Raw genomic sequence first — 25,514 nt, 5'->3', positions numbered from 1 at the left:
GAGAATGTGGAGGAAGCCGATTCTTCCATACCAGATAGTTGACAGATGAAATTTCTTTAGGAGTATAGAATATATGAGCGATGTGATACGTTTGTTGCCCGATTCCGTAGCTAATCAGATTGCGGCGGGCGAAGTGATACAGCGTCCTGCATCCGTGGTAAAGGAATTGGTGGAGAATGCAGTGGATGCAGGTGCGCATCATATAGATGTGCTGATAACGGATGCTGGAAAAACGTGTATACAGGTAATTGATGACGGGAAAGGAATGTCGGAAACAGATGCGCGGCTGGCATTCGAGCGGCATGCGACATCGAAGATTCGTGAGGCATCCGACTTGTTTGCCCTCCACACAATGGGATTCAGAGGAGAAGCCTTGGCGTCTATTGCTGCAGTGGCACAGGTGGAATTGCGTACATGTCAGGAAGGGGACGTGCTGGGAACACTGCTGACTATTTCCGGTTCGAAAGTAGAAGGGCAGGAAGCAGTGGCGTGTCCTTGCGGAAGTAATTTCAGTGTGAAGAATCTTTTTTACAACGTGCCGGCACGGCGCAAATTCTTAAAGTCGAACCAGACAGAACTGAGTAATATCCTGACCGAGTTCGAACGCATCGTGTTGGTGAATCCTGACATTTCGTTCACTTTGCATCATAACGGCACGGAAATGTTGAATCTCCCTGTCTTGCCTTTGCGCCAGCGCATTATGGGCGTGTTTGGCAAAAAACTGAATCAGGAATTGCTTTCGCTTGACGTTACTACCAGTATGGTGCAAATACACGGGTTTATCGGTAAGCCTGAAACAGCACGTAAGAAAGGCGCCCGCCAGTTCTTCTTTGTCAACGGACGTTTTATGCGCCACCCTTATTTTCATAAAGCATTGGTGGATGCTTACGAACACTTGATACCCGTGGGCGAACAAGTATCTTATTTCATTTATTTTGAGGTGGAACCGGCCAATATTGACGTCAATATCCATCCTACCAAGACTGAAATCAAGTTTGAAAACGAACAGGCTATCTGGCAAATCCTTTCGGCGGCGGTGAAAGAGACACTGGGACGTTTCAATGCTGTTCCTTCCATTGATTTCGATACCGAAGGGATGCCCGATATTCCGGCATTTGAGCCCGACCAGCAAGCTGGGGTTGTGCAGCCGTCACTATCGTATGATCCTTCTTACAATCCGTTTGATGTAAAGACTTCAACGGCTCCTCCCTCTTCGTATTCTCCTTCTTCCTCTCGCCAGAAGCATACGCAATGGGAGCCTTTGTTCGAGGGACTGGAGCGGAAAAGCAATGCCTGGCAGCTTGAAGCGGAAACACCCGCTTCTGAGGATAGCTGGCATACGGAAGAAATACAGCCGGCTTCTCCTACACTCTACGATGCACATCCCGAAGCAACCGTGAAAGAGAGCGTTACACAGCATTACCAGTATAAAGGATGTTATATACTGACTTCCGTAAAATCGGGGCTGATGATTATCGACCAGCAACGGGCGCACATCCGCATCTTGTTCGACCGTTATATGAAGCAGATAGCCGACAAGCGGCACGTATCACAACGCATGTTATTCCCTGAGATGGTACATTTCTCTGTCTCCGAAATACCGGTGTTGGAAACGATTATGGACGATTTGAAAGCTTTGGGATTCGATTTGAGCAATTTGGGTGGAGGCTCGTATGCCATCAATGGTGTACCCGCAGGCATCGAAGGACTGAATCCAGAGCGGTTGGTGACCGACTTGGTTCAGACTGCGATGGAGAAAGGTAAGGACGTGAAAGAAGAAATACAGCAGGCGCTGGCCTTATCGCTGGCAAAAGCTTCGGCCATTGTGCCGGGACAAGTCTTGACGGCAGAAGAGATGAATAATCTGGTGGACGAACTTTTTGCCGTTCCTACCCCTAATTATACTCCCGATGGCAAGACCGTACTGGCTGTGCTGAAAGAGGAAGATATAGAGAAGCTTTTTTAAGACTAAGGAGTTAGAAGGAGTTATTTCACAGAGTTAAAAGGAGTTGAAAACCAATAGGCTTTTAACTCCTTCTAACTAACAGGCTCTTAAAAGGTGGAAAGATATCTTTCTCCTGTGTCAGGTAGAAGCACCACAATGTTTTTACCGGTATAAGCCGGTTGTACAGCAAGCTGAAGGGCAGCGCATACGGCGGCTCCAGATGAGATACCTGTCAGCAGACCTTCGGTTATGACAAGTTCTTTTTCGATACGAAAGGCGTCATCATCCTTGATGCGGATAATGTGGTCTACTGTTTCCGGATAATAGTTTTTCGGGACAAATCCGGCACCGATGCCCTGAATGCGGTGGCTTCCGGCTTTTTCTCCCGATAATACAGCCGAACTGTCTGGCTCTACGGCGATGATTTCGATGTGGGGATTATGGGTTTTCAGTCCTTTTCCTACTCCGCTTATCGTGCCTCCAGTTCCTGCCCCGGCTATAAACACGTCCACTTTTCCATCGGTATCCTGCCATATTTCTTCAGCCGTTGTATGCAGGTGGGCAAGTGGGTTGGCAGGGTTCTCAAATTGCTTTAAGATAATAGAATTAGGTAGTTCACGGTGCAGTTCTTCTGCTTTTCGGATGGCTCCGCTCATGCCCTCTGCTCCCGGTGTGAGTACCAGTTGTGCTCCCATTGTTTTCAGTAGCATCCGTCGTTCCACGCTCATAGTTTCGGGCATGGTGAGGATGGTTTTATACCCTTTGATATTGGCTATCCATGCCATTCCGATACCAGTGTTTCCGCTGGTCGGTTCGATGAGGGTGGCTCCAGATGCGATAAGCCCTTTCTGTTCGGCATCTTCTATCATGGCAAGCGCGGCGCGGTCTTTCACACTTCCACCCGGATTGAAGTATTCCAGTTTTGCCATAATGGAGGCTTGGACATGATGTGCGTTTCCTAATCGGTTCAGCTTTAGAAGAGGGGTGTTGCCGATAAGTTCGGTCAGTTGGTTGTAGATACGTGCCATAGTGTTCAGTTGAAAATTAGACTTCGGTAGGGAAGCAGTAGGGAAAGAGGGGTTTTTGTTTCTTCAGGCATATTCCTATATCCGTATAAAACAAAAAAGAGAAACTTCCGTTCCTCTCCTGCTTCTGGTTGCGGAGGCCTGACTCGAACAGACGACCTTTGGGTTATGAGCCCAACGAGCTACCAACTGCTCCACTCCGCGATGTTAATCATTGTTTTCTTAAATCGAGTGCAAAGGTAGAGACTTTTTTTTAAATATGCAAATGATTTGCAGATTTTTTTCGCTTGTTCTTCGGATTTGCAGCAGATTTTATATGGAGCTTGTTTAACTGTTTTGAATTTCTCCAAAAAGTTTTTCTTGGTTTGATGTATTCGTTTTCGTGTGTGCTTTGGGCGGTTTTTTTTGTCCTTTCCGCTTCTGTCCTTCGTCAGATAGTCCGCTATCTTTCTCATCACACAAACGGAAATGCCTCAAAAACTCATTCCAAACCAGCACACGATAAATTCAAAACAGTTTCTTTGCCCAGGTTAATTTTGCGAATTGTTTTCGAGGACTATAAAAAGACAATATGCATGTCTGCATTTTTATTTTCCCTCTGGTTCCTTCTGACTTCTTTTAACTCCAAAAAGACAATAAAAAAAATTTGTGTAGTCGGAAGAAAAACTGTACTTTTGCTCACGTTATATAGATATTGTGCAATTTTAAGGATTAACGATGACCGTACTGAAGACCCGAGCAAAATTAGTAGACGTAGCCCGACAGCTTTTTGCCAAGAAAGGAGTGGATGCTACGACAATGAACGATATTGCCGTGGCTTCGAAAAAGGGACGCCGTACGCTGTATACTTATTTTAAAAATAAGGAGCAGATTTATATGGCTGTAGTCAAGTCGGAGTTGGAAATGCTTTCCGATACGATGGAGAAAGTTGCCCAGAAAGATATTCCTCCTGATGAAAAGATTCTTCAACTTATTTCCACCCATTTGGATATTGTCAAGCTGGCGGTATATCGCAACGGTACGCTGCGTGCCAATTTCTTTCGCGATATCTGGCGTGTGGAAGCAATGCGCAAGCATTTTGATGCCAATGAAATGAAGCTTTTCCGTACTGTGCTGAAGGAAGGAAAAGAGCAGGGACTGTTTGATATCGACAATGTGGAGATAACTGCCGACATTCTGCATTATTGCATAAAAGGGATTGAGGTGCCCTACATACGCGGTCAGATAGGCGAAGACCTTGACGATGAAATCGGCTGGCGTTACGTAGCAAAGATTGTCTACGGGGCATTGGGAAGAAAATTGTAAAAATGCCAATGAGGAGTTAGATGTCAATACTTTTAGCATCGGTTTCAGCAGCAGGATTATTGTCCTTCAAGTAACTACGTTTAACTTGAAAAAACTTATAAACTAACAAACTTACAAACCAAAAAACTAAATAACTTAAAGATTATGGGATTATTAACAGGAAAAACAGCTATCATTACCGGTGCTGCACGCGGTATCGGTAAGGCAATTGCATTGAAATTTGCTTCTGAAGGAGCAAACATCGCATTTACAGATTTGGTTATTGATGAAAATGGAAAGAAGACCGAAGCCGAAATTGCCGCTTTGGGAGTCAAGGCAAAAGGCTATGCCTCGAATGCTGCCAATTTCGAAGATACCGCCAAGGTGGTAGAGCAAATTCACGCCGACTTCGGTTCTATTGATATTTTGGTTAACAATGCCGGTATTACCAAAGACGGTCTGATGATGCGTATGAGCGAAGGGCAATGGGACGCTGTTATTAACGTCAACTTGAAATCGGCTTTCAATTTCATTCATGCCTGCACGCCGATTATGATGCGCCAGCGTAGTGGTAATATCATCAATATGGCTTCGGTGGTAGGTGTACATGGCAATGCCGGACAATGTAATTATTCAGCTTCGAAGGCTGGCTTGATTGGTCTTGCCAAGTCTATTGCTCAGGAATTGGGTTCGCGTGGCATCCGTGCCAATGCCATTGCTCCGGGCTTCATCATCACCGATATGACTGCACAATTGTCAGATGAAGTAAAGGCAGAATGGAACAAACGCATTCCGTTGCGCCGTGGCGGTACGCCCGAGGATGTGGCAAACATCGCTTTGTTCCTGGCATCGGATATGTCGTCGTACGTATCGGGTCAGGTGATTCAGGTAGATGGCGGTATGAACATGTAATGTTGCCCCGACCGAGTGTATGACCGTAGTGTACGAAGATAATCATCTCATTATCGTCAATAAGACTGCTTCTGAAATCGTGCAGGGCGACAAAACGGGGGATGTGCCTCTGTCGGAGACGGTAAAGCAATACCTCAAGGAGAAATATGCCAAGCCCGGCAATGTTTTCTTGGGAGTGACACATCGGCTGGATCGTCCTGTGAGCGGATTGGTGGTCTTTGCCAAGACCAGTAAGGCATTGGCGCGTCTGAATGAGATGTTCCGCAAAGGTGAGGTGAAAAAAACTTACTGGGCAGTTGTCAAGACATGTCCTCAGGTCGAAGAAGGTGAATTGGTGCATTATCTGGTGCGCAACGAAAAACAGAACAAGTCGTATGCTTATGATAAAGAGGTGAATGGCTCGAAAAAGGCGGTACTTCATTACCGCCTTATCGGGCATTCGGAAAATTATTACCTGCTGGAAGTTGACCTGAAGACAGGACGTCATCATCAGATAAGGTGTCAGTTGGCAAAAATAGGATGCCCGATAAAGGGTGACTTGAAGTATGGTTTTCCGCGCTCCAATCCCGACGGAAGTATTTGCCTTCATGCCCGAAAGGTATGTTTTGTTCATCCGGTGTCGAAAGAGCAGATAGTGGTTACGGCTCCCGTGCCCGACGGCAATCTGTGGAAAGCCTTTCAGGGATTATAATTATAAGGTGTTAAAGGGGGTAGAAGCCTATGCTTCTATATTATTACTCCTTTTGAATCATTGAAATAACTCTTTTGTTGTAATGCTTCGCATGAAATAGATGTAAGGTCCCAAGTGCGTATGGTATAGATAAAAGAAGCGAGGCTTGTCTCAGTGTGAATTATCCAGATAAGTCTCGCTTCTTCTTTTTCTTTTATAGCTTTGCAATTTCATCAGGTGTGAGACCTGTTATTTTAGCTATGATTTCAGTTGGAATGCCTTCTGCTTTCATGCCGCGTGCATTTTGGATGTTACTCTGTTTTATGCCTTCTTGCATTCCTTCTTGTCTGCCTTTCTCTATTCCTTTCTCCATTCCTTTTTCCATGCCTTTTTCCATACCTTCCCGCAAAGCATCGCTTATCAGGGTGTTCTCTACCCGTACGGCATCCCAGAAGTCATCGTACCACCAGAGTTGCGCATCGCTGAAGGCGGATTCTTCGATTTCTGTTACGGCTTTGCTGATTTCCGGATTTTCCAGCAGTTCTTTGGGGGCTTGGCGGGTTTGTTCGTTTATTTCCGTGAGGTAGCGCAGCCAGAGCACCGCCATTTTCTTGCCTTTGAAATTTTGTGGCTTGAATTTGGGAAGCTCCACGAAGATAAACCTCAGTCCTTCGATGACCTTGTCTGTATGCTCCACTTGAACGATTTGATAGTCGTGGTAAGCGTCCGGTACATCCGGCAGGAAAATATCGTTTACCAGGTTGAGTGAATAGACGGGCTGTAGCAGTTCGTATTTGCTTTCCCTTCCTCCCAGCTGGCGCACGTATGCTTTCGAGGCGTTGAAGAGCACGCGTTGCATAAAGGCGGTCGACCAAAGCATCTGCATCTCCACCAAGAATTGCCTGCCCGCTTTGTCTTTGCAGCACACGTCTACGATGCTGTTTTTCTTCAGCGGTGTCTCCGGCACCAGTTCCGGAGTCAGGTATTCGATTTCCTTTATTTCTTCTTCAGGCTTATCGAAAGGCAGCAATGCGTTGAGCAGGCTGATGACCAGGTCGGGATGTTCGCCGAATACTTTCTTGAAAGTCAGGTCGGCCTTAGGGTCTAAGTATCTCATGGGTGTTGTTTATAGGGTTTGATGCAAAGTTAATAAATCTTTGCCGGTATGGCAATCCTTTGGGGCAGGAATAATTTATATGTGCGGTGCGCATTACCACGTCTATCCGTCCTTTCGAGGTGTGCGCTTCTACGTCTACATAATATCCCGTCAAGGTGAAGATGATGTAAAGCACTTGTTGGTAATACCCTTCGTAATCGGTATTGTCGGTATAAGGCATGGTGGAAAGGAAAGTCTGAAGCTATCATCGGACGCAGGCTACACAAGAAAGCAAAAAGAGGATGCTTCACAGCATCCTCTTTCCTTATTAACACATAGGCATCTTCATTTTATCAAAAGATAGTATGTTGAAATACTAATTTTTGACTTGTTTTATTTATGGGGTTGGGTAATAGTTTAGCCTTTGTTTAGTCCAGTTTCCTTTAATTTTTTCTTGTTTCAATTCTCTCTTACACCCAATGTAGGGCAAATGCCGTGCCAGGTCCGTTGGACTTTCCCAGGATGCTGATAATGAGCCTTGTGCCCGGATTGGGCTTGAAGAGGGATGTGGGGAATGTGTGGAAATCTGTCACAATATTGTGGAATTATTCCACACATATGCGGGCTTCAAGTTCATTCATTATTCATCATGTTATACAGTTTCATTTTGTTGTATAACGTTTTCCGGTCTATGCCCAGCAGTTGTGCCGCCTTGCTTTTGTTGTTTCCGGTACGTTGCAGGGCGTGCAGGATGCGCTGTTTTTCCTGTTCCCCATTGTGCAGGCTGAATGGTGTGTCGTTGGTTTCTGCCGGCGGATTCAGTATGTCTTCCCCCAGTTCCAGTGGAGTGATGAAGTTGCCTTGTGCCAGCAGTGTGGCACGTTTTACTACGTTTTTCAGCTGGCGCAGGTTGCCTGGCCACGGATAGCGTTGGAGTGCTTCGCTTGCCGCCGCGTCAAATCCGGTTAGGTTGCGTTCCAGTTCGCGGTTTGCCTGGTCGAGGAAGAAATTGGCAAAGAGCAGGATGTCTTCCCGGCGTTCTTTCAGGTCGGGCATGCGTAGGGTAAACTCATTGATGCGGTGGTACAGGTCTTCGCGGAAAGTCCCTTTGGCAATGCCCTCTTTCAGGTTTTCGTTGGTGGCACAGATAAGGCGTACGTCCACTTCGATTTCTTTGGTCGAACCGATGCGGCGGATGCGCCGTTCTTGCAGGGCACGCAGCAACTGTATTTGTACTTCGTAGCTCAGGTTTCCTATTTCGTCCAGAAAGAGTGTGCCTCCGTTTGCTTCTTCGAAAGCACCCGCCTTGTCGGTCAGTGCGCCTGTAAATGAGCCTTTTACGTGTCCGAAAAACTCTGATGCTGCCAGGTCTTTGGGGATTGAGCCGCAATCAATGGCGATAAACGGTTTGCCGTTACGTTTGCTCAGTTCGTGGATGCGGTGTGCCACGTATTCTTTGCCCGTTCCGCTTGCGCCGTTTATCAGCACCGACATTTGCGTGGGAGCTACCAGGCGTACATAGTTGAACAGTTGGTGTGCCGCTTCGCTTTCCCCTTCCAGGAAGTTTTGTGTGACAGGTGGAGCCGTTTTTTCACTTCCCGGGGCGGCAGGCGCTTCCGCATTTTCGACAGCTTCTTTTATTTTCTTCAGCAGTTCGTCGGGTTGTACGGGTTTGGCGATGTAGTCGCTTGCTCCTTGCTTCATGGCCTCTACGGCACTTTGTATTTCCGCATAGCTGGTCATGATGATGAGGGGGGTATGGCAAGACCGGTTCCGCAGCCATGCCAGCAGGTGGATGCCGTCTTGGTCGGGTAGTCTCAGGTCGGACAGAATCAGGTCATACCTGTGTTCGGCAAGCAGCTTCCGTGCCCGTGCATTGGTACTTGCCGTGTCTACTTCGAATCCCTTTTTCGTCAGCCATGTTTTCATCATGGTTGAAAAAACCAAATCATCTTCCACTATCAGTATAGACGATGCCATAGATTATAGTTTGCTTTTTGTGAAAAATAAAGATACCTTGATCTTGTGACAAAGATACTATTTTTTCGGAAAGTGGAGAGTCTTTTGCTTGTTTTTTCGTTACCGGGTTATAGGGTTTGTCATATCGCAAAAGCAAAAATGCCTCGAAAACTTATACTTTAAGCGGCATTAAAATGTGTTTTTTGAAAATTTAGTGTCAATAATATCCGCCTCGTTTTCGCACCGCATACAGGTCCATCCGCTGTAAGATTATTAATCTTCAGGCTGCAAGATTATTAATCTTACAAGCGGAAGATTATTAATCTTACACCAGACGAAGTTATCTGCACTGAGAGAAGAAGAAATAACAACAACCTTTTAGAACCTGTTTTGAATTTATCGTGCGGCAAATTCAAAACAGGTTCTGAGTGAAACAGAATTTTAACAGAAATGGTGGATTATAGCAATATTGCGGGATTATGGAAGAAATATTTGTAGAGATTTAGACAAGGAATGCTTGATTACTTTCACAAAGATGCTACTGTCCAACTCTTCAGATGCACATCAATTCCTACGTAAATATTTTGTCCTTCAAAATTTAATGTGTTACTTTGTTTCTGCATAAAGTCATAGGTTTTATTAAGTTATTTCTTTCATTTACAAATTTAATAATTCTCTTGGCTTTATGCTATTTTGCTAGCACATTACAAACATAGGAACTAAAGATTTGGATATGCCTTACCAATTCTTTTCTGCCGACAATGTTCCGGCTACGAACAGTGCTTGGATTTCTGATTGTTGGGCGGCTGTGCGCAGCTTGAAGGAAAGCCGGGGATGGGAGAGCGTAATCCTTGTGATTGATGAAATACAGAAGATTGCCGACTGGAGCGAGGTGGTGAAAAAAGAGTGGGACGATGATACATTTCATGACCGTAACATCAAGGTTTTGCTTTTAGGAAGCAGCCGTGTGTTATTGGAAAAAGGATTGTCTGAGTCATTGGCAGGGCGATTCGAGGAAATACGCATGAGCCATTGGAGTTATCAGGAAATGAAGGAGTGTTTAGGCTTTTCACTCGACCAATATATGTTTTATGGAGGCTATCCCGGTGCGGCTACTTTGATAGACGACGAAGACCGCTTCAGCCAATATATCCAGTCGGCTATCATCGAAGCTACCATCAATAAGGACATTCTGATGGATACGCCGATTAGCAAGCCTGCCTTACTTCGCCAGACCTTCGAGCTGGGGGCGGCTTATTCAGGGGAATTGCTTTCATTGAACAAAATGTTGGGTTCGCTTCAAGATGCCGGGAACACAGTAACATTAGCGGGTTATATCAATCTGTTGGATGAAAGCGGATTGCTTTGCGGACTCTAGAAGTTCAGCGTGGATATGGCAAGGCGATGTGCCAGCATCCCTAAGTTACAGGTATATAACAATGCGTTGAAGATGGTGTATAGCCCGTTAACTTTTGAACAAGCCATTCTCAACCGCAAGGCATGGGGATGAATCTTTGAATCGGGTATCGGTGCCTATCTGGTAAGTCAAGCTTTCGTGCATCGTTTTGAAGTATTTTATTGGCGTGAGCGGGATGATGAAGTAGATTTCGTTTTGCACAAGAAAGGTTCGGTGGTGGCCATTGAGGTGAAAAGCAATGCGGAGAAACGGACAGATGGGGTGGATAAATTTCGCAAATTGTTCAATCCGCAATCGGCGTTTATTGTAGGTGATGGTGGTATTGGTGCGAAGGATTTCCTTTCGATGGATGTGAGGAAGCTCTTTTGAGGAAGTTGAGTCTTCAAGTCAATGAATTAAGAATAATAAAAAGGAATAACTATGGGTACATTAAGTTTCATAAAAGTAAAATCATTGTTCATCCTAACTTTAATACAAAGAGACGATGGACAAAAGAAACAAACTTTGGAGACGCCAACAAATGGCGCGTGTGTTTAAGGCTCGTATGATTCTTTATGCCGCTTACGAGCATCCTATTATTTATGAGGATGGAAGTGTGAATAATCATCCGCATTGGTTCGAGTTGGCAAAGGAAAAATGGGCAAAGGTTTATCAGTCTACAGGTACTCCTTGTAGCTGCTGGATGTGCAGAGGAGAGGAGTATAACCGAAGGGAATACAAGAAAGAAACTTTGCGCATTATTCGGGAATCAATGGAGTAAAAACAGAGGGCCGTTCTTTGCCAGTTTAAGCAAAGAATGGCTTCTTTGTGTGTTTTAGAGGGATGTGTTATGACACATAAGCTTCTCCGCCAACGGCGCATAATACTCCCGCACTTCTTCCGCTGTAGGTGTATGCCCACCGGGAAAATGATAGGCGTGCGTATAGTGTTGCAGGAACAACGGTTCAAAATGTGCCAGATGGTCATTCTCCCCAAACAATCCCCAAATGCGGTCGGAGAGTTTTGGGTGTGAATTGTCCCACTGGTGAGCTTGTACTTCGGCAAATTCGTCTATTAACAGTTGGTCTATTACGAGTTTCTGGTGCCCATCTGCCCGTAGCGATTTATATTCATGCTCTCCTATACGCTCGATGAGAAAGCAGGTCATTTCCAAGTAAGGATTGCCCAATAGGGCGGGTAGTCCATGGCGAGAAGCAACGATTTGTGCCAAGAATGCGCCATTGCTATTGCCCACCAATACGCAGGGGTTTTCTTGTTGGCAGATATCTTCAATAAATGCCAATGCCTCTTTCGGATGCAAAGGCAGGTCGGGGGTGAGGACTTCTGCTTTGCTCGCAAATGCTTGCCTCAATGCTTGTGCTGGTATGCAGCTGCCCGAAGCGAAGAAACCGTGCAGAAAAAGAATTTTCTTTATCATCATTGTCCGTTTGTTATAATTTCCCAATGCCCGTTTTTGTCCGAGCCGATGCGTTTGATAACCTTTCCATTCAGTTTTTTAATATAACGAGCTACGGTAGCCCGACCAATGTTCAGTGCTTTGGCATATTCATCGTAAGTATATTCCGGATGTGCCTTAATCAGGGTAATAAATCGCGTTGCAGTATCATTTACAGTATCACCTCTATTGTTTACAGTATCATTTATGCTTTGCTGATACTGTAAAATCCTGCTTTCAAGGTTGGTGATATGCTGGGCAAGCATGATATCTTGGATAATCGTGTTGTTTTCTTGCTCACGGCTTTCAATCAAAGCCTGGATATATTCGCCTTTAGCATCTTTCGTTACAATGGACGGGATTAGCCCCAGCTGTCGTTGTATGATATTCATCAGAAGCCTTGTGGTACGTCCATTGCCGTCCACCCACGGATGAATGGTTACCAGACGAAAATGAGCTTCGAAGCTCAGACGATAGCAGGTCTCCATATCATTTATTTGACTTTGGAATCATTCATAAATGCAGCATCTTTTGTTACAAACCATTCGGAACAAGTCCGAGCCGATTAATGGATTCATTTACGAATTGCAAGGCTTCATGTATCCTTAGCACCTCTGTGTAATCCCAAAATTTCACTTCCTCTTTTATGGGGAGCGATTCTATCTCTTTTTTAATCCGTTCAATCTGTTTTTGGTCTGTGACGGCGACAATGCCTTGAACCGCTTTGTTGTTCTTGGCTTTCATTAAGTTTAGTATCAGGCTGTCGATAGAGCCGGAAGTTTGAACTTCAAACACATAAATCACGCGCCCCATGTTCCCAATGGTGACTTCCCATATTGCATCGACCACCGCGCCTGCGGCAACTTTCTTTTCAACCTCAGCCCGGAAACCTAGGCAATGACCGATTTCTGCCACTTTGTCCCGGATGTCATTGTGGATGAAAGTCGCATCTTTTTTGCTCGTGGCAATAAGTTCTTCTTCCTTGTCGGAAATGGTGCAATCTATAGAATCGTCTTGTAACTCATTCCATATAAAAGAATTTAACGCCAACAAATCGCAGATTTCATTATATCCGTATTCCTGAGACTTCGCCAGCAATTCTCGTCCGATGCCGGATAACTGTGCATACATTTTCCCGTCCAATCTTGCCTCATAGCGTGGGAGGTTATTAATGTTCAAAGTTTTAAATCCGGTGTATGTCTTTTTATTCCAGAGTAGATATTGTGCGGGATAAGTTTTGCATAACAGCTCGCTCATAATAGCCGGACCAATACCTTTAATCTTTGAACGAAAATCATCCCATCGCTTTTCAATGTCGGCTTCTCCATAAATCAAATTGGCGAATTGTTTACGGAGCAATTCAATCCCGTTGGCTTCTATGATATTATCAATCTGATAATGCTTATTGCCCCACATCGCCATGGCCCATAGGGGTGAAAGATATTCGAACAAGTCATCTTCCGACAGGGAAAGAAGCCGCTCTTTGGTGAAAGCATGAGCTTTTTGCTGTGCTTCCATCTGTTCTTGTTTTGCCTCATTGGCTGCTGACGGATTTTGAGTCAGCCATTCTTTATAAGAAGCGAGATATTTTGTCAGTTTCTGTTCGTTCATCCTATTTATTGTGTTTATTATATTTCACGATGAAAATTTAGTGGTTCAAACCATTTTTTTTAATCTCCCAAAAACCATTTCTTTTGCCGTTTTTTCGTTCGATAATGCCTTTTTCAACCAATTTTACGGTAATACTCTTGACGGTCCGCTCAGATTTGCCTATGTGCACAGCAATCTCTTTTTGTGTAGCTTTGGGTTGTTCCCGTAAGAAGTTGAGCACCGCCATTTCCTCCAAAGTGCAATCCAAAGTGCAAATATTGCACTTTGAGAGCGTCTCATTCATTGCATTTGCACTTTGCCTTTCTTGTGGAAAAGATTCCTGTACAAGCATCATTCGATTTTTCAGTTCGTTCTGCTCGGATAGAATCAAGTTTCGGAAGAACACTTCAATATATTCAGTGGTAGCGTATATGCCTTTGCTTAGATTGTTGTAGTTGGCACGAACCAAGGCATTGCGGAAATACCACGAATGCTTGGCAAACGCATCGTTATTGATGTCAAATCCGAAAGTGCGCAAGTATTTTATGGTAAAAACTGCCGTTGTACGGGTGTTGCCTTCTCCAAAAGCATGTATCTGCCAAATTCCTGATATAAAATTGGCAATGTGGGTGATGGCATCATGGATGTTCAAATCTTTATAGCTGAAATTTTTCTCTTGCCCGAAATCATAATCAAGAGTTTCGCGTATGCTATCGGCACTGGCATATAACACGGTTTCACCTTTCAATACCCACTCCTTTTTGGTGATATTGTAATCTCTAATCTTACCTGCAAATTTATAGATACCTTGAAAAAGACGTCGGTGGATGGTGATATATTCAACCGGAGAGAATGTGAATGTCTTTTCCGACAAGATTTCGGCGATACGTGCCGAAACCTTATCAGCCTCCTCTGTCCTGTCATCCAAGTCGGCTCTGGCCGTCTTAGACTGATAGTAGGTGTCAATCAGTTGCTTGGCTTCTTCGATAGTTATATCCCCTTCGATATGCTGCCGAGCCGTCTGTATCAGATATTCGGACGGTTTCAAATCGTCCACTGCCTGCAAGCCGATGGCCGTTTGCCAAGCATAGCCTTTTTCTTTCTTCTGAGGCTCGCCTTGTCTTATATATTCTTCAAAGTCATTCATTACCTGTTAGAATTTAGTGAGGAAACACATATCATTGATAGCTTATTTTTTATTCTTCGTTCAACACAATGATTTGTTCGATGTTTTTATCGTATGCAATGGATTTACCATTGATTATATAGGTTACAGCTTGTTCTATGGCATTAAATGGAACAACATACCATTCTTTAGGTTTCTTCCCGTCTATAGTAACTTGCAGTTGTACACAATCAAACAATTTATGTATCAACGCCTCGAAAGTAGAACTTTTCACATTGTACACGCGCCATGTGGCTATGACTTTGACATCAGCACACAGGTAAGTCGGCTCATTTTTGGCGTTGGCAATGCGTGCTTCAAGCGGAGTGGTGGTGAAACCAATCTTGTAGAGATTAGGGATTGCCGCTATTTCGGGGTCTTTTGACAAAGAACGAAGTACGTATATCATGCCGCTTTCCACATCGTTGGCGTTGATGGAAAACTTATTGGTCAGATAGTTTTCTTCCATATCCGACACGTCTTGCACCGTATAGCCTGAATGGTATAGGTTCTTACAAAGCGTTTGCATATAAATGCCCGATTCCATACCATTTTCGTAAATACAGCGTGTGCGACTGTTTTTTTTCCCATGACGGTTTTTTTCTATCCGGTCCATTCCGGCTATATAAACAAGCATACCGTCTTCAACGAAATACTGTCCAGATTTCACATGTGCCTCCTTGAACTTTATCAGGCGGTATTTACCAGATTTCAGTCCTACATGAACTTCTTTGAATCCAGCTTCGTAACGCTCAAAATCTTCGCACTTTACTCTTTGCGCAATGTAATCAGCTTCCTGCCGTTCTTGCAACTTCTGCCGCATGTAGTCCGGCAAGTCAAACAGCCCATTGTCTGTTTGGCTGTCATCTGCAAAAAGTGGGTCGTTGAATATATCGGCAAGTTGCTGTTCTTCTGTTTGGGGTGTACTTCCATAAGTAGACAATGGTTCAGAAACACCGTGATTATCCGTTTCATTCAGAACTCCCATTGTGTCGTATGGTTTACATCGCTCCATTTTCTTAGGGTCTTTAAGAATCCCTTGCAACTGGTTGTAAAGGGAACGCTCTTCCCGGTCGTCACATCTTTGTGGTAGACGATTATGCACCTCTACAAATTCGGTGATACGCTGAAACCCAGCAATCAACCTGTCGCTTGATGTTACTTTCTTTTGTGGGGCGGTCACATCGGCAAACAGCGGGTCGGCAAATATCTTTTCAAGTTCTTCGTCCCAGTTTATCATTGTTTCTTAGCAAGATATTGTTGTTTTAGTTTTCGCAAGTAGTCAATAGCAAAGGCAATGCGTCGCCCGTTAGCATCCGGTTCATTGAGTGTCGGCACTTTTCCGTCATGTTCCTCTTTCCACTTAGGTAGATATTTCGTAAACAAAAGAATAGCTTCTTCTTTTGTCATATCCTCACGCTTCGATTCAATCTCGTATTGAATGGTATGAAGCACTTCGGGGGTAAGCGACTTGGAAAGTATTTCATAAGCCCGTTGGAATGGGTTTATCGAATCTATCAGGTTGATAGACAAGTCATCAAGATTTATGAAACGATTGGCCATGCGAATGAATTTGTTTCCGCTGTCATCCACAGTAATCTCCTGTCCCTGCGTCGCAATAGTCAGTATGGCGTGTTTCGACACTTGGTCAACCTCTTCATCTGTCAATTCCGGATATTTTTCTTTGACGACCTTGGGTATATATACCTGTGTAATCATTTCAGCCGTATCTGTGCCGATGATGGCTTCACGTATATTCTTGTCCGAAAGTGTGGAAGCAATCAATGTATCGAGGTCGTTGTCAATGATGGCTTGCGCACGTTCTGTAGGTGTCGGCAATCCTTCCACTTCAATAGTGTGTGAATCATCTTTGTCTTTCTTCTTGTCTTTTCCTTGCGTATTCTCGTCTTCATCGTCACGTTTGGTCTTGAACGTCCAGCGTGGTGCCATGACCTGTTCCATAAGCAGCGATGCGGATATAGCCTTCAAGAAATCATTGACAGCCATCGATACATCTTCTTGTGCCGCATCAGGACAAGGTATCAAGTTGATAAACTGTGCGTGCGTCTTTCCTTCGCAATCACGAGTACAACGACCTATGATTTGTACGATTTCTGTCAGCGACGATCGTATACCGATGGTGATGCAGCATTCGCACCATGTCCAGTCGAAACCTTCTTTTGCTGTTCCGAGAGCTATCAGTATGTCGAGTGCGTCGCGCGAGTTCATCCGTTGCAAGTAGGCTTGCAAGGCATCGCGTCTTCTTGTATCATCTTCCACCAAGTCGCCTACTTTCAAGATGCGCCCGTCTGGTGTTCTCACTTTGTGGATGAAGTGCTCGTAATCCGTTTCGACTATTTCTCCGATGCAGCTTATGATGTCAGCTACCTCGTCATACTTTTGTGCATACGATGTTTTGGAGTTCACATTGGGTATGTGGATCAATGTTTTCTTCGTGGTGTCAAGTGCTTCGGGTATGGCATTGATATACTTGCCAGTGAAAAACTGGTAACCAATACCCAAACTTTTCAGATACTTGTAACCGCTCAGTTGTTGGTAGTAATTATAGTTAATAGTGGGCTGAAACTTGGCTTCGTCTTCCGGACGCATCACAGGCACTGCATCTCCTCGGAAGTAACTGCCCGTCATTGCCAGGATATGTGCCGTCGTTTCGTTAAGTAATCGTCTTATCAGTTCGCCGAGGTTGTTGTTTACGTCTGCCGAAGTGTGATGGAATTCGTCAATGCCAAAGAAAACGTCATTGAGTAGCTCATTCGGAACATCTTTCATCGCGTTGCGCAATGTGCTATGTGTGCAGACAAGAATCTTTGCAGCCGTAGAAGGTGACAAGAACTCTATCAGTTTCTCTCGCTTCGATGTTTCATTTCCGGACGAGCTGCACAGATTATAATAAGGTGCAACACGCCAGTCGGCAAAGAAGCCGTATTTCTTCAAGTCGGTGTCTTTGAATGAGCGTCCAATGGATTTTTCAGGTACCGCTACAATCACTTTCCGTATGCCTTGGTGTGCCAGTTTATCAAGAGCCACAAACATCATGGCGCGGCTCTTGCCTGATGCGGGCGGAGCCTTCACCAACAGATGTGGACGGTTGCGTTGTTCGTAAACCATTGCTTGCATTTCGCGCATACCCATGTCGTTGGTTGCGCTTGATTTGCCCGTTTGGGCATATTGGATGTTTACCAGATTATTCACTGCCATTTTTCTTCCCTTTCTGTTTAATTCATCTGAAAATTCTTCGTAGAGAGCCACAGGACCAAAGTGCCAGAACTTTGTAGTTTCTTCAGCCAGTTTTTTGTAGGTATCTGAGCTATAAAACCGGTAAAGGGCTTCTGTAAGTGGTATCTTTTGGTCATCAGCATACATTTGTGCTACTCGGCTGACTTTACCGGGCAACAGTAAGTATAGATTTTTATCTGTTATTTCCAAATTCATACACGAACCTCCTTTGCCTCGTTTTTCCGGTTATTTATCCATTCATCTATCTCATCCATCAGCCACCGATGGCCTTGCGTATGAAGTACCTCAAAGTTATCTTCCAAATAGGGAAACACACCATATTGTTTAAATAAGATAGCGACCTCTTCACCGCTCATCTGATGTTTATTCTTGTACTGTTCCATACAGAACGACAGGAAATAGGCTATGTCAAGTTCTTTATCTTTCATATCCGTTTTCATTTCTTCGTCATTTTAACGTACAACTTAAACAAACATTCAAGGCGCTCTTCGTCCGAGGTGAAAGGATCAGGACGATAACAACGCTCCACGGCAAGGTCGAGGAGGTGGTGAGCTTCTTTCAAGTCATCGGGCATGGATTCAGGATTATACATTTCGCCAAGTGTCATGTCAAAATGTTCTTCACGCAAGTCAAGTATGTCTTGTGCCAGACTTGCCAACTCTGCTTTTTGTGCTTCGCTAATCGTTGGGAAAGGAAATGTGTTATAACAAAGTTGGGCAGAATAACGGTATCGAGTTTCCAGTCTGCCGCCCACCGTCTTTACCCATGCCATGTGCATTTTACTGGTGAGAATAGCGAAAAGAGAAATGTCATTTGTGCCAATAACTAAACACAAATTGGTTGCCAATTTAGAACTATCTAAATATCCTATCGGAATATATTCTCGACGTTCTGACGAAGCACTTGGTATTATTATAAAATTTATACCTAACGGTTGTGTTATTTGGGCAAAAAGATGCGGCGTTTTTGCTAATTGTGGGCGTGATGATTTCAATCTAACTTCTTGTACCTTATCAATACGCTGCATAATTAGAGGCATATTATCAAATTCATTTATATTATGCCCATATAACCATAAACACCAACGTTCTTTTCCATTAATAAATTCATCAGAACCATAAATTTGTCGAAAAAACTTTGCACTTAAAGGCTCTTGATTAATAAACTCGTTTTTTTCTTCTCTTGTGAATAAAAAAAGTCCACCATCGGCAGGCATATTTCCAAAGTTCATTGTTGGTATATTAGGTAACAACGGCTTCATCCTGCTTTCAATAAAAACAGTTGGAGCATCAATCAATAAGGGAGAGATATTTTCAACGATTTTAGAACTTGCGCCACTATATATAATTCGTTTTTTTATGTCTTTTGAATTGCTTACCCCAACAATTATAACTGTTACTCCGGCATTGTATTTGGCATTGTTTGACCACTTAAAAGAGGTGTAAGCAAAGTTGATTTCATCATTATTTGCGAAAATCCTTTTCCATAGCAAAGACATTTGAATACCTTGACATATAGAATTGGTTGATACAAATGCGTACCTTGCCTTAGAACCTTTTATATAGTTTGAGCCAATCATAAACCAGCATGAGATATAATCTAATTCTCCATAGTTGTCATGGAAAATAAATTCCATATCTGCTTTTTGCTCGTCATTTTGTCTACGGCTCCCCAAATACGGCGGATTTCCCATCACATAAACCTCGTCTTCTGCCGTGTGCGGGCAGACAGTATCCCAATCCACCCGGCATGCATTGCCACAAACAATATGCCCACTCGGACGCAAGGGCAAAGCATTGGGACGAATACCAAAAGCCTCCTCAAATTTATTGTTCATCTGATGTTCGGCCAGCCAAAGTGAAAGTGTGGCGGTGTCACAGGCAAAATCGTCGATCTCTATACCATAGAATTGTTGCAGGCTGACGTTTGAAAGCGGCAGTTCCGGTACACCAAGCTTTCGTAATTCTTCCCAAATAAGGATTTCAAGTTCACGGATTTTCTTATAACTTACAATCAGAAAATTGCCACTACCGCAGGCAGGGTCGAAAAACTTGATGGTACCCAAACGTGCCAAGAGACGGCGCAGTCGTTTTTTATCCTGTGTGTCTTTTGCTACGCTAAATTCTTCATACAGTCCGTCCAAGAACAAAGGACGGATGAGCTTCATGATATTGGGTACAGACGTGTAGTGCATACCCAATCCGGCACGCATTTCCGGCGTGACTACCGCCTGTATCATCGAGCCGAAGATGTCGGGATTGATGTCTTTCCAGTCGAAGTCCCCACATTTAATCATCAATATGCGGGCACGGCGGCTAAGTATAGGTATCGGCACTCGCTTCTCGAATAGTCCGCCATTGACGTAAGGGAATACACAAAACTGCATGGGCAAGGAATCGCGCACGGCAGGGTCATTAGTGGACATGGCGAGGAAAGCGCGGTCAATAAACTCGGCAAGGTCGTGTCCGTCTTCAGCCGTATGTTGCTTGATGGAATTGGTGAACAGTTGCGGTTCGGGAAACAGGTTTGTATCTTCGGCAAAGTAGCAGAAGAGCAGACGGGACATGAAGATGTTGAGGTTGTGCATCTCCGTTTTGTCTTTAATGTCGTTGTGACGACGTATCTCATCGAAAATCTTTGCCATCAGTTCGGCAGACTTCACATCGGCTTCCGCTTCTTCCATGTGGCGTATCTTCTCAATGCCGGCAAGCGGATAAAAGAAATCAAAGTCCTTCCACATCAACGCTACCTCATTCTCATAAATATCCAGTTCTTTGGGATCAACAGCAACAATCGTCTTACCATCACTCACCACATAAAGCCGTGGCGAATGCTTGGCTATCTTCGGGTCTGCCTGCATCGCTTTGATTTCATCGTGAAAGTCGAGTTCAGCTTTCGGTCTGTATGCAATGAGGTTGGGGATAAGCACGGTGCGTCCATCCTTCGCTTTGTTGCCCACTCCGTCACGGATGCGACGGATGTTTCCGTCGCCATAACCACAGAATATCCGTAGGAGGTCGTACACCAATTCTTCACCTGTCGGTTTTGTTTTGTTCAGGTGTTCCAATGCGTCTTGTGCCTCTATATGTGAGAATGATTTTGTTTTCTTTGCCATTTGTAATAGAATTGCAAGTTAATCGTTTCTTTTGCTATATCCTTCGTAATAATACGATTGCTCAATCCCTTTGAAGATAACTTCTTGGTCATTGACTTTGTCGGTCAGGGTTGGTTGGAGCAATACCCGAAGTTCCAAATCGTTGATGGGGCTTCGCTCCATGGCTTGCAGATAAAGGTCTTTGTCAACGGTTTGCCAGTCCACCACTTTGCCGAGATTCTTCTTCAGCATCATGTCAAGCCATATTCGGGTAGCACGACCATTTCCTTCCATGAACGGATGGGCGATGTTCATTTCCACATATTTGGCGATGATTTCCTCAAAGGTGCTTTCGGGCATTTTTTCGATAACCGGAAGTATCGCTTCCAAGTACAGGCAATTAGCAAAGCGGAATCCGCCTTTGGCTATGTTCAGGTTGCGTATCTTTCCGGCAAAGTCATAAAGTCCGTCAAAAAGATACTTGTGTATGGCACACAGACCTTTTGTGGTGCCAACCTCTATTTTGTCTATATCATCCGACTCAAACAAACGTTGGGCTTTCAAGAGGCTTTGCTCATCTATTTGGTATTGCTTGTTCATGTTCCTATTCCTATTCCTATGTACATGTATATTAGCAGAGTTACTAATGCTGTTTTTCAAAGTGCCATTTTGGCTCTTTGAAACCACGAAGAATGGCGCTTTGGAAAAACATATCATTTTAAACTCATCTTTTCATCATTTCTTGTCGTTTATTAAATCCTTCACGTCCACATTCAGAATCTCTGCTATCTGAAACAGCACCTCCAGACTTGGCTGCCGTCTGTTACAAACGTATGAGTTAACCATGCAGAAGCTCTTACCGAGTTTCTCTGCCAGCCATGTCTGTTTGATACCACGTTCTTCAAGCACTTCTTTTATTCGGTTCATGGGTTTGTCCATACTTTCTATCTTAGTTTTGTTTACAAAGGTATAAAATAACATGCTATAAAAAGAGTAAAGAGGAAGAAAACTCTCCTCTTTACTCAAATTCATTCAAGGCGTGATTCTTTCGGATGAGGAAGTCGATTCGGTTTGGAATGGAATGTTGGGCAGGATTCCTGTAGAGAAATTGTAACTCCTGTATATGCTGAAGGATACATACAATTTATATCTTTAGAGCAATACCAATTCTATACATTGGAACACGTTTTCCAAGAAAAGCTTCGATTATAGAGGATTATAGTAAAACAAAATTGGTTTGCGAAAAATTCTTGATGTATTGTCATCCTGTATTGTCATCCTGAACGAACGTGAAGGATCTCGTGTACATCCACGTGGGCGCATCCGAGATGCTTCACTTCGTTACCAATGACGAATTTACAATTTGTCATAATCGAATGGGTTTTCCGCAGGAAATAGGCACTCAGCATGACAAATGATTTTTTCGCAATTCATTTCTGATTGACTATAAATTACGAAAAGTATTTTTATGCCGGCCGTTCGCTTGCCTTGGAGTCGGAACAGGATAAGCTGGTGGTGGAAATGATGGTGCGTTTCTGATTCGAGGTATTCTGTACCGTGTATAGAAACGACTGGCTCTTTATAAAAGCAGGGCTTTTTCTACGATGTGATGCATGTCGTAATATTTATATTCTGCCAGCCGTCCGCCGAAGATAACGTTGGTTTCCTTGTCTGCCAGCTCTTTGTATTTCAAGTAGAGTGCATTGTTCTTCTCGTCATTCACCGGATAATAAGGTTCGCTTCCCTCGGTCCATTCCGAACTGTATTCGCGTGACACGACGGTCTTAGGACATTGGTACACTTCCGCACCGAACATTTCGAAATGCTTGTGCTCGATGACGCGTGTGTAGGGCACTTCCCGTTCGGTGTAGTTCACCACCGCATTGCCCTGGTAATTCGGCGTGTCCAACGTTTCCGTCTCAAACCGCACCGTGCGGTATTCCAGTTTGCCGAATTTATATCCGTAATACTCATCGATGGCACCGGTAAATACAATCTTGTCTGCCAGTGCTTCCAGTTCTTGCCTGTGGGCGAAGAAATCGCAGTCCAGGCGGGTGTCAGTTCCTTTCAGCAGCCGTTCTATCAGCACGTTGTATCCGCCGATGGGGATGCCTTGGTATTTGTCGTTGAAATAGTTGTTGTCGAAAACCATGCGCACCGGTAGGCGTTTGATGATGAATGCTGGCAGGTCGGTGCATTTCCGTCCCCATTGTTTTTCGGTATAGCCTTTGATAAGTGTTTCGTAAATGTCTTTTCCTATCAGCAGTTGTGCCTGTTCTTCCAGGTTGCGCGGTTCGCTTATGCCTTGTTCTTTCATCCGTGCTACTGCCTCTGCCCGTTGTTCTTCCAGTTTTTCCTGAGCTTCGGCAGGTGTGGTCACTCCCCACATCTGGTAAAACGTGTTCATGTTGAAAGGCAGGTTATAAAGTTTACCTTTATAGTTTGCCACGGGCGAATTGGTATAACGGTTGAACTCTACGATGGAGTTGACAAAATCCCAGACCCGCTTGTTCGAGGTGTGAAAGATATGTGCTCCATATTTGTGTACATTGATTCCTTCAGTGTTTTCACAATATAAGTTTCCTCCCAAATGCGGTCGGCGGTCGATGACCAGGCATTTCTTTCCTTCTTGTGTAGCTTTGTAGGCAAATACGGAGCCGAATAATCCGGCGCCTACTATCAAGTAATCGTAACGTTGCATGAATGTAAATGTCTTTTATGGTTTTGCAGGCAAACTTACGAAAAATCTGTGGAATATCCGCCGAATTTCGTCAGATTAACGAAAATGTGGATGATGCGGGATTGGATAAAATGAACGGATATTCAATAAAAAAAATCAGAGACTACCTCGTGAAAATCCGAGATAGTCTCTTTGGAGAGCGGAAGACGGGACTCAAACCCGCGACCCTCAGCTTGGAAGGCTAATGCTCTATCGACTGAGCTACTTCCGCAAATCAGTGGGCAAGGATGGATTCGAACCACCGAAGGCGTAAGCCAGCAGATTTACAGTCTGCCCCATTTGGCCACTCTGGTACTTGCCCGTTTATAAAAGCACTCTTTTCATAGAGCGGAAGACGGGACTCAAACCCGCGACCCTCAGCTTGGAAGGCTAATGCTCTATCGACTGAGCTACTTCCGCAAATCAGTGGGCAAAGATGGATTCGAACCACCGAAGGCGTAAGCCAGCAGATTTACAGTCTGCCCCATTTGGCCACTCTGGTATTTGCCCTTTTTTGAGAGGGAATATTTGGCTTATTCCCTCGTTTTTTCAAATGCGTTGCAAAGGTAATGCTATTTTTTTAATTTGCAAGCAAAATCAATCATTTTTATTGCATCGATGGCACATTCATCGCCTTTATTGCCTAATTTTCCACCTGCGCGGTCTTCTGCCTGTTGCATGGTATCGGTTGTAAGCAGGCCGAAGAGTACCGGGATGTCATGGGTTGCATTCAAACAGGTAATACCTTGGGTGGCTCCCATGCATACATAATCGAAATGAGGCGTATCGCCGCGCACTACGCATCCTAGGGCGATAACTGCATCTACTTTGCCGCTTTTGATGAACTGGGAGCATCCGTATGTCAATTCGAAGCTGCCCGGTACGGTTGCGGTCAGGATGTTTTCATCTTTTGCGCCATGTTTTTTTAAAGTAGTTACGGCTCCTTGCAGCAGGGCACCGGTAATGTTAGAGTTCCATTCGGATACAACGATTCCGAAACGCATGTTTGAAGCATCGGGTACGGCATTGGTGTCGTAATCGGAGAGATTGTGGTAAGCTGTTGACATGGCTTTTGAGTTTTTGGGTAGATGGTGAGAATTGGTTTAATGAATATCCGCAAACATGGATTGTTTGCGGATATTCAATTTAGTTTATATAATTTGCGTTGACCTCATGCTGGTAGGAAGATTCCGCTATGGAATGCTTTTCCCACCTTTATTTAATAGAAGCGCGTTCGATATACTTGTCGATATTCATGGCTTGGTAGGAGTTGCCATATTGGGTCTTGATTTCCTTGTAAGCATCTACAGCTTCGGCGTTTTTGCCTTGTTTTTCCAGAATCTGACCTGCCTGTAGCAGATAGATGGGGCTTAAGGTTGTGCTGTTTGCTTTGTGGGCAGCTTTCAGTAGGGTGGCTGCAGCCTTGTCCAGTTGTCCCATCTGTGCATAGCAGTTACCCAAAGTACCGATGATTGCCGGGGCTACCATATAGTCGTCTGCACTGAATTTGTCGAGATAAGTAGTGGCTTCTTCGTATTTGCCTAATTGTGCGTAGCAAAGTCCGGCATAAACATTAGCCAGATTTCCTGCATCTGTTCCGCTGTACTCGTCTGCTATTTTCAGAAAGCCTGCATATCCCAGGCTGTCCCCTTTCAAGGCGGACTCGAAATCGTTGTTTCCGAAATATTGTTCGCCTTTAAACAGTGCTTCGGATGCTTTTACCTCGTTGGGCTCGCCGATAAAGTGGGTATAAGCCTGAAATCCGCATACGATTACTACGATAGCTACTACGATACCTATCAACAGGTTCTTGTACTTAAACAGGAATGCTTCGGAAGTGCTTAATGCTTCATCCACATTCAATGGGTCATGAGTTTGATTTTGTTTTGACATCTTTCTTATTGTTTTTTATTATTTTCCTCACAATGCAATTTCGGTCAGCAAA

Annotated in this window: 21 protein-coding genes, 5 tRNA genes and 2 pseudogenes; 6 read left to right on the top strand and 22 right to left on the bottom strand. The window is 44.3% G+C overall.

What is annotated here, in order from left to right:
• The first annotated feature begins 73 nt into the window (after nt 1-73).
• On the top strand, nt 74-1,966 hold the full coding sequence (mutL, locus tag B5F78_RS00385) for a DNA mismatch repair endonuclease MutL (RefSeq protein ID WP_087405653.1): 1,893 nt from the start codon (nt 74-76) through the stop codon (nt 1,964-1,966).
• An 86-nt stretch (nt 1,967-2,052) separates the two neighbouring features.
• Here the strand turns inward: mutL and cysK are convergent, their stop codons facing one another.
• Complete coding sequence (cysK, locus tag B5F78_RS00380) at nt 2,053-2,973, bottom strand: cysteine synthase A (protein ID WP_087405652.1); 921 nt, start codon at nt 2,971-2,973, stop codon at nt 2,053-2,055.
• Nucleotides 2,974-3,098: 125 nt separating this feature from the next.
• Nucleotides 3,099-3,174: transfer RNA gene (locus tag B5F78_RS00375), tRNA-Met, on the bottom strand.
• A gap of 513 nt (nt 3,175-3,687) precedes the next feature.
• Here B5F78_RS00375 and B5F78_RS00365 point away from each other — a divergent pair.
• The 3 genes from B5F78_RS00365 (at nt 3,688) to B5F78_RS00355 (ending at nt 5,857) form a co-directional block, all read left to right on the top strand.
• The gene (locus tag B5F78_RS00365; RefSeq protein WP_022041035.1) at nt 3,688-4,275 is read left to right on the top strand and encodes a TetR/AcrR family transcriptional regulator; all 588 of its coding nucleotides are present in this window, start codon (nt 3,688-3,690) and stop codon (nt 4,273-4,275) included.
• Nucleotides 4,276-4,419: 144 nt separating this feature from the next.
• A complete protein-coding gene (gene fabG, locus B5F78_RS00360) occupies nt 4,420-5,166 on the top strand; it encodes a 3-oxoacyl-[acyl-carrier-protein] reductase (RefSeq protein ID WP_087207423.1) in 747 nt (248 codons plus the stop codon).
• Nucleotides 5,167-5,185: 19 nt separating this feature from the next.
• A complete protein-coding gene (locus tag B5F78_RS00355) occupies nt 5,186-5,857 on the top strand; it encodes an RluA family pseudouridine synthase (protein WP_022041037.1) in 672 nt (223 codons plus the stop codon).
• 193 nt (nt 5,858-6,050) lie between these two features.
• Here the strand turns inward: B5F78_RS00355 and B5F78_RS00350 are convergent, their stop codons facing one another.
• From B5F78_RS00350 to B5F78_RS00340, 3 genes and pseudogenes are all read right to left on the bottom strand, one after another.
• Nucleotides 6,051-6,953 (bottom strand): Rpn family recombination-promoting nuclease/putative transposase, encoded by a 903-nt coding sequence (locus B5F78_RS00350; protein ID WP_087405650.1) that lies wholly within the window; start codon nt 6,951-6,953, stop codon nt 6,051-6,053.
• 85 nt (nt 6,954-7,038) lie between these two features.
• A pseudogene (locus B5F78_RS17715) lies at nt 7,039-7,194 on the bottom strand (PD-(D/E)XK nuclease domain-containing protein); the annotation flags it as partial.
• Between the two features lie 371 nt (nt 7,195-7,565).
• Nucleotides 7,566-8,912, bottom strand: coding sequence for a sigma-54-dependent transcriptional regulator (locus B5F78_RS00340; protein ID WP_087247157.1), 1,347 nt, complete (start codon nt 8,910-8,912; stop codon nt 7,566-7,568).
• A 712-nt stretch (nt 8,913-9,624) separates the two neighbouring features.
• Here B5F78_RS00340 and B5F78_RS18005 point away from each other — a divergent pair.
• Together B5F78_RS18005 and B5F78_RS00330 are read left to right on the top strand one after the other, a co-directional pair.
• A pseudogene (locus tag B5F78_RS18005) lies at nt 9,625-10,677 on the top strand (ATP-binding protein).
• A gap of 115 nt (nt 10,678-10,792) precedes the next feature.
• A complete protein-coding gene (locus B5F78_RS00330) occupies nt 10,793-11,068 on the top strand; it encodes a hypothetical protein (protein ID WP_087396455.1) in 276 nt (91 codons plus the stop codon).
• Between the two features lie 54 nt (nt 11,069-11,122).
• Here the strand turns inward: B5F78_RS00330 and B5F78_RS00325 are convergent, their stop codons facing one another.
• The 17 genes from B5F78_RS00325 to B5F78_RS00245 form a co-directional block, all read right to left on the bottom strand.
• Entirely contained in the window at nt 11,123-11,728 is a 606-nt protein-coding gene (locus B5F78_RS00325) for a YqiA/YcfP family alpha/beta fold hydrolase (protein WP_239473351.1), read from the bottom strand.
• A complete protein-coding gene (locus B5F78_RS00320) occupies nt 11,725-12,231 on the bottom strand; it encodes a Fic family protein (RefSeq protein WP_239473350.1) in 507 nt (168 codons plus the stop codon). The genes B5F78_RS00325 and B5F78_RS00320 overlap by 4 nt, the downstream gene beginning before the upstream one ends.
• A 46-nt stretch (nt 12,232-12,277) precedes the next feature.
• Nucleotides 12,278-13,354 carry a hypothetical protein gene (locus B5F78_RS00315; RefSeq protein WP_087405648.1) on the bottom strand — a complete coding sequence of 359 codons (1,077 nt, stop codon included), beginning with the start codon at nt 13,352-13,354 and terminating at the stop codon, nt 12,278-12,280.
• A 37-nt stretch (nt 13,355-13,391) separates the two neighbouring features.
• A complete protein-coding gene (locus tag B5F78_RS00310) occupies nt 13,392-14,480 on the bottom strand; it encodes a Fic family protein (protein ID WP_087405647.1) in 1,089 nt (362 codons plus the stop codon).
• 49 nt (nt 14,481-14,529) lie between these two features.
• The gene (locus B5F78_RS00305; protein ID WP_087405646.1) at nt 14,530-15,738 is read right to left on the bottom strand and encodes a GIY-YIG nuclease family protein; all 1,209 of its coding nucleotides are present in this window, start codon (nt 15,736-15,738) and stop codon (nt 14,530-14,532) included.
• On the bottom strand, nt 15,735-17,951 hold the full coding sequence (locus tag B5F78_RS00300) for a DEAD/DEAH box helicase (RefSeq protein WP_239473349.1): 2,217 nt from the start codon (nt 17,949-17,951) through the stop codon (nt 15,735-15,737). The genes B5F78_RS00305 and B5F78_RS00300 overlap by 4 nt, the downstream gene beginning before the upstream one ends.
• Nucleotides 17,948-18,196: a DUF3791 domain-containing protein gene (locus B5F78_RS00295; protein ID WP_087405645.1), complete on the bottom strand. Its 249-nt coding sequence runs from the start codon at nt 18,194-18,196 to the stop codon at nt 17,948-17,950. Before B5F78_RS00295 ends, B5F78_RS00300 begins: the two co-directional genes overlap by 4 nt.
• Complete coding sequence (locus B5F78_RS00290; protein WP_087405644.1) at nt 18,193-20,871, bottom strand: DNA methyltransferase; 2,679 nt, start codon at nt 20,869-20,871, stop codon at nt 18,193-18,195. The genes B5F78_RS00295 and B5F78_RS00290 overlap by 4 nt, the downstream gene beginning before the upstream one ends.
• Before the next feature lie 18 nt (nt 20,872-20,889).
• Nucleotides 20,890-21,450 (bottom strand): protein adenylyltransferase Fic, encoded by a 561-nt coding sequence (fic, locus tag B5F78_RS00285; protein ID WP_087405643.1) that lies wholly within the window; start codon nt 21,448-21,450, stop codon nt 20,890-20,892.
• A 135-nt stretch (nt 21,451-21,585) separates the two neighbouring features.
• Nucleotides 21,586-21,789 (bottom strand): helix-turn-helix domain-containing protein, encoded by a 204-nt coding sequence (locus B5F78_RS00280; protein WP_087396703.1) that lies wholly within the window; start codon nt 21,787-21,789, stop codon nt 21,586-21,588.
• A 640-nt stretch (nt 21,790-22,429) separates the two neighbouring features.
• Nucleotides 22,430-23,551 (bottom strand): UDP-galactopyranose mutase, encoded by a 1,122-nt coding sequence (gene glf, locus B5F78_RS00275; protein ID WP_087405642.1) that lies wholly within the window; start codon nt 23,549-23,551, stop codon nt 22,430-22,432.
• A 177-nt stretch (nt 23,552-23,728) separates the two neighbouring features.
• A tRNA-Gly gene (locus B5F78_RS00270) sits at nt 23,729-23,801 on the bottom strand.
• 7 nt (nt 23,802-23,808) lie between these two features.
• Nucleotides 23,809-23,891 (bottom strand) — tRNA-Tyr (locus tag B5F78_RS00265).
• Between the two features lie 25 nt (nt 23,892-23,916).
• Nucleotides 23,917-23,989: transfer RNA gene (locus tag B5F78_RS00260), tRNA-Gly, on the bottom strand.
• A 7-nt stretch (nt 23,990-23,996) separates the two neighbouring features.
• Nucleotides 23,997-24,079 (bottom strand) — tRNA-Tyr (locus tag B5F78_RS00255).
• Nucleotides 24,080-24,141: 62 nt separating this feature from the next.
• Complete coding sequence (gene ribH, locus B5F78_RS00250) at nt 24,142-24,636, bottom strand: 6,7-dimethyl-8-ribityllumazine synthase (RefSeq protein WP_022040055.1); 495 nt, start codon at nt 24,634-24,636, stop codon at nt 24,142-24,144.
• Nucleotides 24,637-24,784: 148 nt separating this feature from the next.
• Entirely contained in the window at nt 24,785-25,462 is a 678-nt protein-coding gene (locus B5F78_RS00245; protein ID WP_022040054.1) for a tetratricopeptide repeat protein, read from the bottom strand.
• Nucleotides 25,463-25,514: the final 52 nt, after the last annotated feature.

It is taken from the genome of Bacteroides sp. An279, from assembly GCF_002159615.1.
Lineage (GTDB): Bacteria > Bacteroidota > Bacteroidia > Bacteroidales > Bacteroidaceae > Phocaeicola > Phocaeicola intestinalis.
The sequence above is the reverse complement of the archived record's forward strand: the minus strand, read 5'-3'. Positions and strand labels throughout refer to the sequence as shown.

What these genes read in the sequence shown, in the direction of transcription:
- B5F78_RS00300 (WP_239473349.1), bottom strand. Translation starts at nt 17,951, where the DNA reads ATGAATTTGGAAATAACAGATAAAAATCTATACTTACTGTTGCCCGGT.
- B5F78_RS00365 (WP_022041035.1), top strand. Translation starts at nt 3,688, where the DNA reads ATGACCGTACTGAAGACCCGAGCAAAATTAGTAGACGTAGCCCGACAG.
- fic (WP_087405643.1), bottom strand. Translation starts at nt 21,450, where the DNA reads ATGAACAAGCAATACCAAATAGATGAGCAAAGCCTCTTGAAAGCCCAA.
- B5F78_RS00325 (WP_239473351.1), bottom strand. Translation starts at nt 11,728, where the DNA reads ATGATGATAAAGAAAATTCTTTTTCTGCACGGTTTCTTCGCTTCGGGC.
- B5F78_RS00330 (WP_087396455.1), top strand. Translation starts at nt 10,793, where the DNA reads ATGGACAAAAGAAACAAACTTTGGAGACGCCAACAAATGGCGCGTGTG.
- B5F78_RS00305 (WP_087405646.1), bottom strand. Translation starts at nt 15,738, where the DNA reads ATGATAAACTGGGACGAAGAACTTGAAAAGATATTTGCCGACCCGCTG.
- B5F78_RS00310 (WP_087405647.1), bottom strand. Translation starts at nt 14,480, where the DNA reads ATGAATGACTTTGAAGAATATATAAGACAAGGCGAGCCTCAGAAGAAA.
- B5F78_RS00320 (WP_239473350.1), bottom strand. Translation starts at nt 12,231, where the DNA reads ATGGAGACCTGCTATCGTCTGAGCTTCGAAGCTCATTTTCGTCTGGTA.
- B5F78_RS00340 (WP_087247157.1), bottom strand. Translation starts at nt 8,912, where the DNA reads ATGGCATCGTCTATACTGATAGTGGAAGATGATTTGGTTTTTTCAACC.
- fabG (WP_087207423.1), top strand. Translation starts at nt 4,420, where the DNA reads ATGGGATTATTAACAGGAAAAACAGCTATCATTACCGGTGCTGCACGC.
- B5F78_RS00295 (WP_087405645.1), bottom strand. Translation starts at nt 18,196, where the DNA reads ATGAAAACGGATATGAAAGATAAAGAACTTGACATAGCCTATTTCCTG.
- B5F78_RS00355 (WP_022041037.1), top strand. Translation starts at nt 5,186, where the DNA reads ATGACCGTAGTGTACGAAGATAATCATCTCATTATCGTCAATAAGACT.
- cysK (WP_087405652.1), bottom strand. Translation starts at nt 2,973, where the DNA reads ATGGCACGTATCTACAACCAACTGACCGAACTTATCGGCAACACCCCT.
- B5F78_RS00290 (WP_087405644.1), bottom strand. Translation starts at nt 20,871, where the DNA reads ATGGCAAAGAAAACAAAATCATTCTCACATATAGAGGCACAAGACGCA.
- B5F78_RS00350 (WP_087405650.1), bottom strand. Translation starts at nt 6,953, where the DNA reads ATGAGATACTTAGACCCTAAGGCCGACCTGACTTTCAAGAAAGTATTC.
- mutL (WP_087405653.1), top strand. Translation starts at nt 74, where the DNA reads ATGAGCGATGTGATACGTTTGTTGCCCGATTCCGTAGCTAATCAGATT.
- B5F78_RS00315 (WP_087405648.1), bottom strand. Translation starts at nt 13,354, where the DNA reads ATGAACGAACAGAAACTGACAAAATATCTCGCTTCTTATAAAGAATGG.
- glf (WP_087405642.1), bottom strand. Translation starts at nt 23,551, where the DNA reads ATGCAACGTTACGATTACTTGATAGTAGGCGCCGGATTATTCGGCTCC.
- ribH (WP_022040055.1), bottom strand. Translation starts at nt 24,636, where the DNA reads ATGTCAACAGCTTACCACAATCTCTCCGATTACGACACCAATGCCGTA.
- B5F78_RS00245 (WP_022040054.1), bottom strand. Translation starts at nt 25,462, where the DNA reads ATGTCAAAACAAAATCAAACTCATGACCCATTGAATGTGGATGAAGCA.
- B5F78_RS00280 (WP_087396703.1), bottom strand. Translation starts at nt 21,789, where the DNA reads ATGGACAAACCCATGAACCGAATAAAAGAAGTGCTTGAAGAACGTGGT.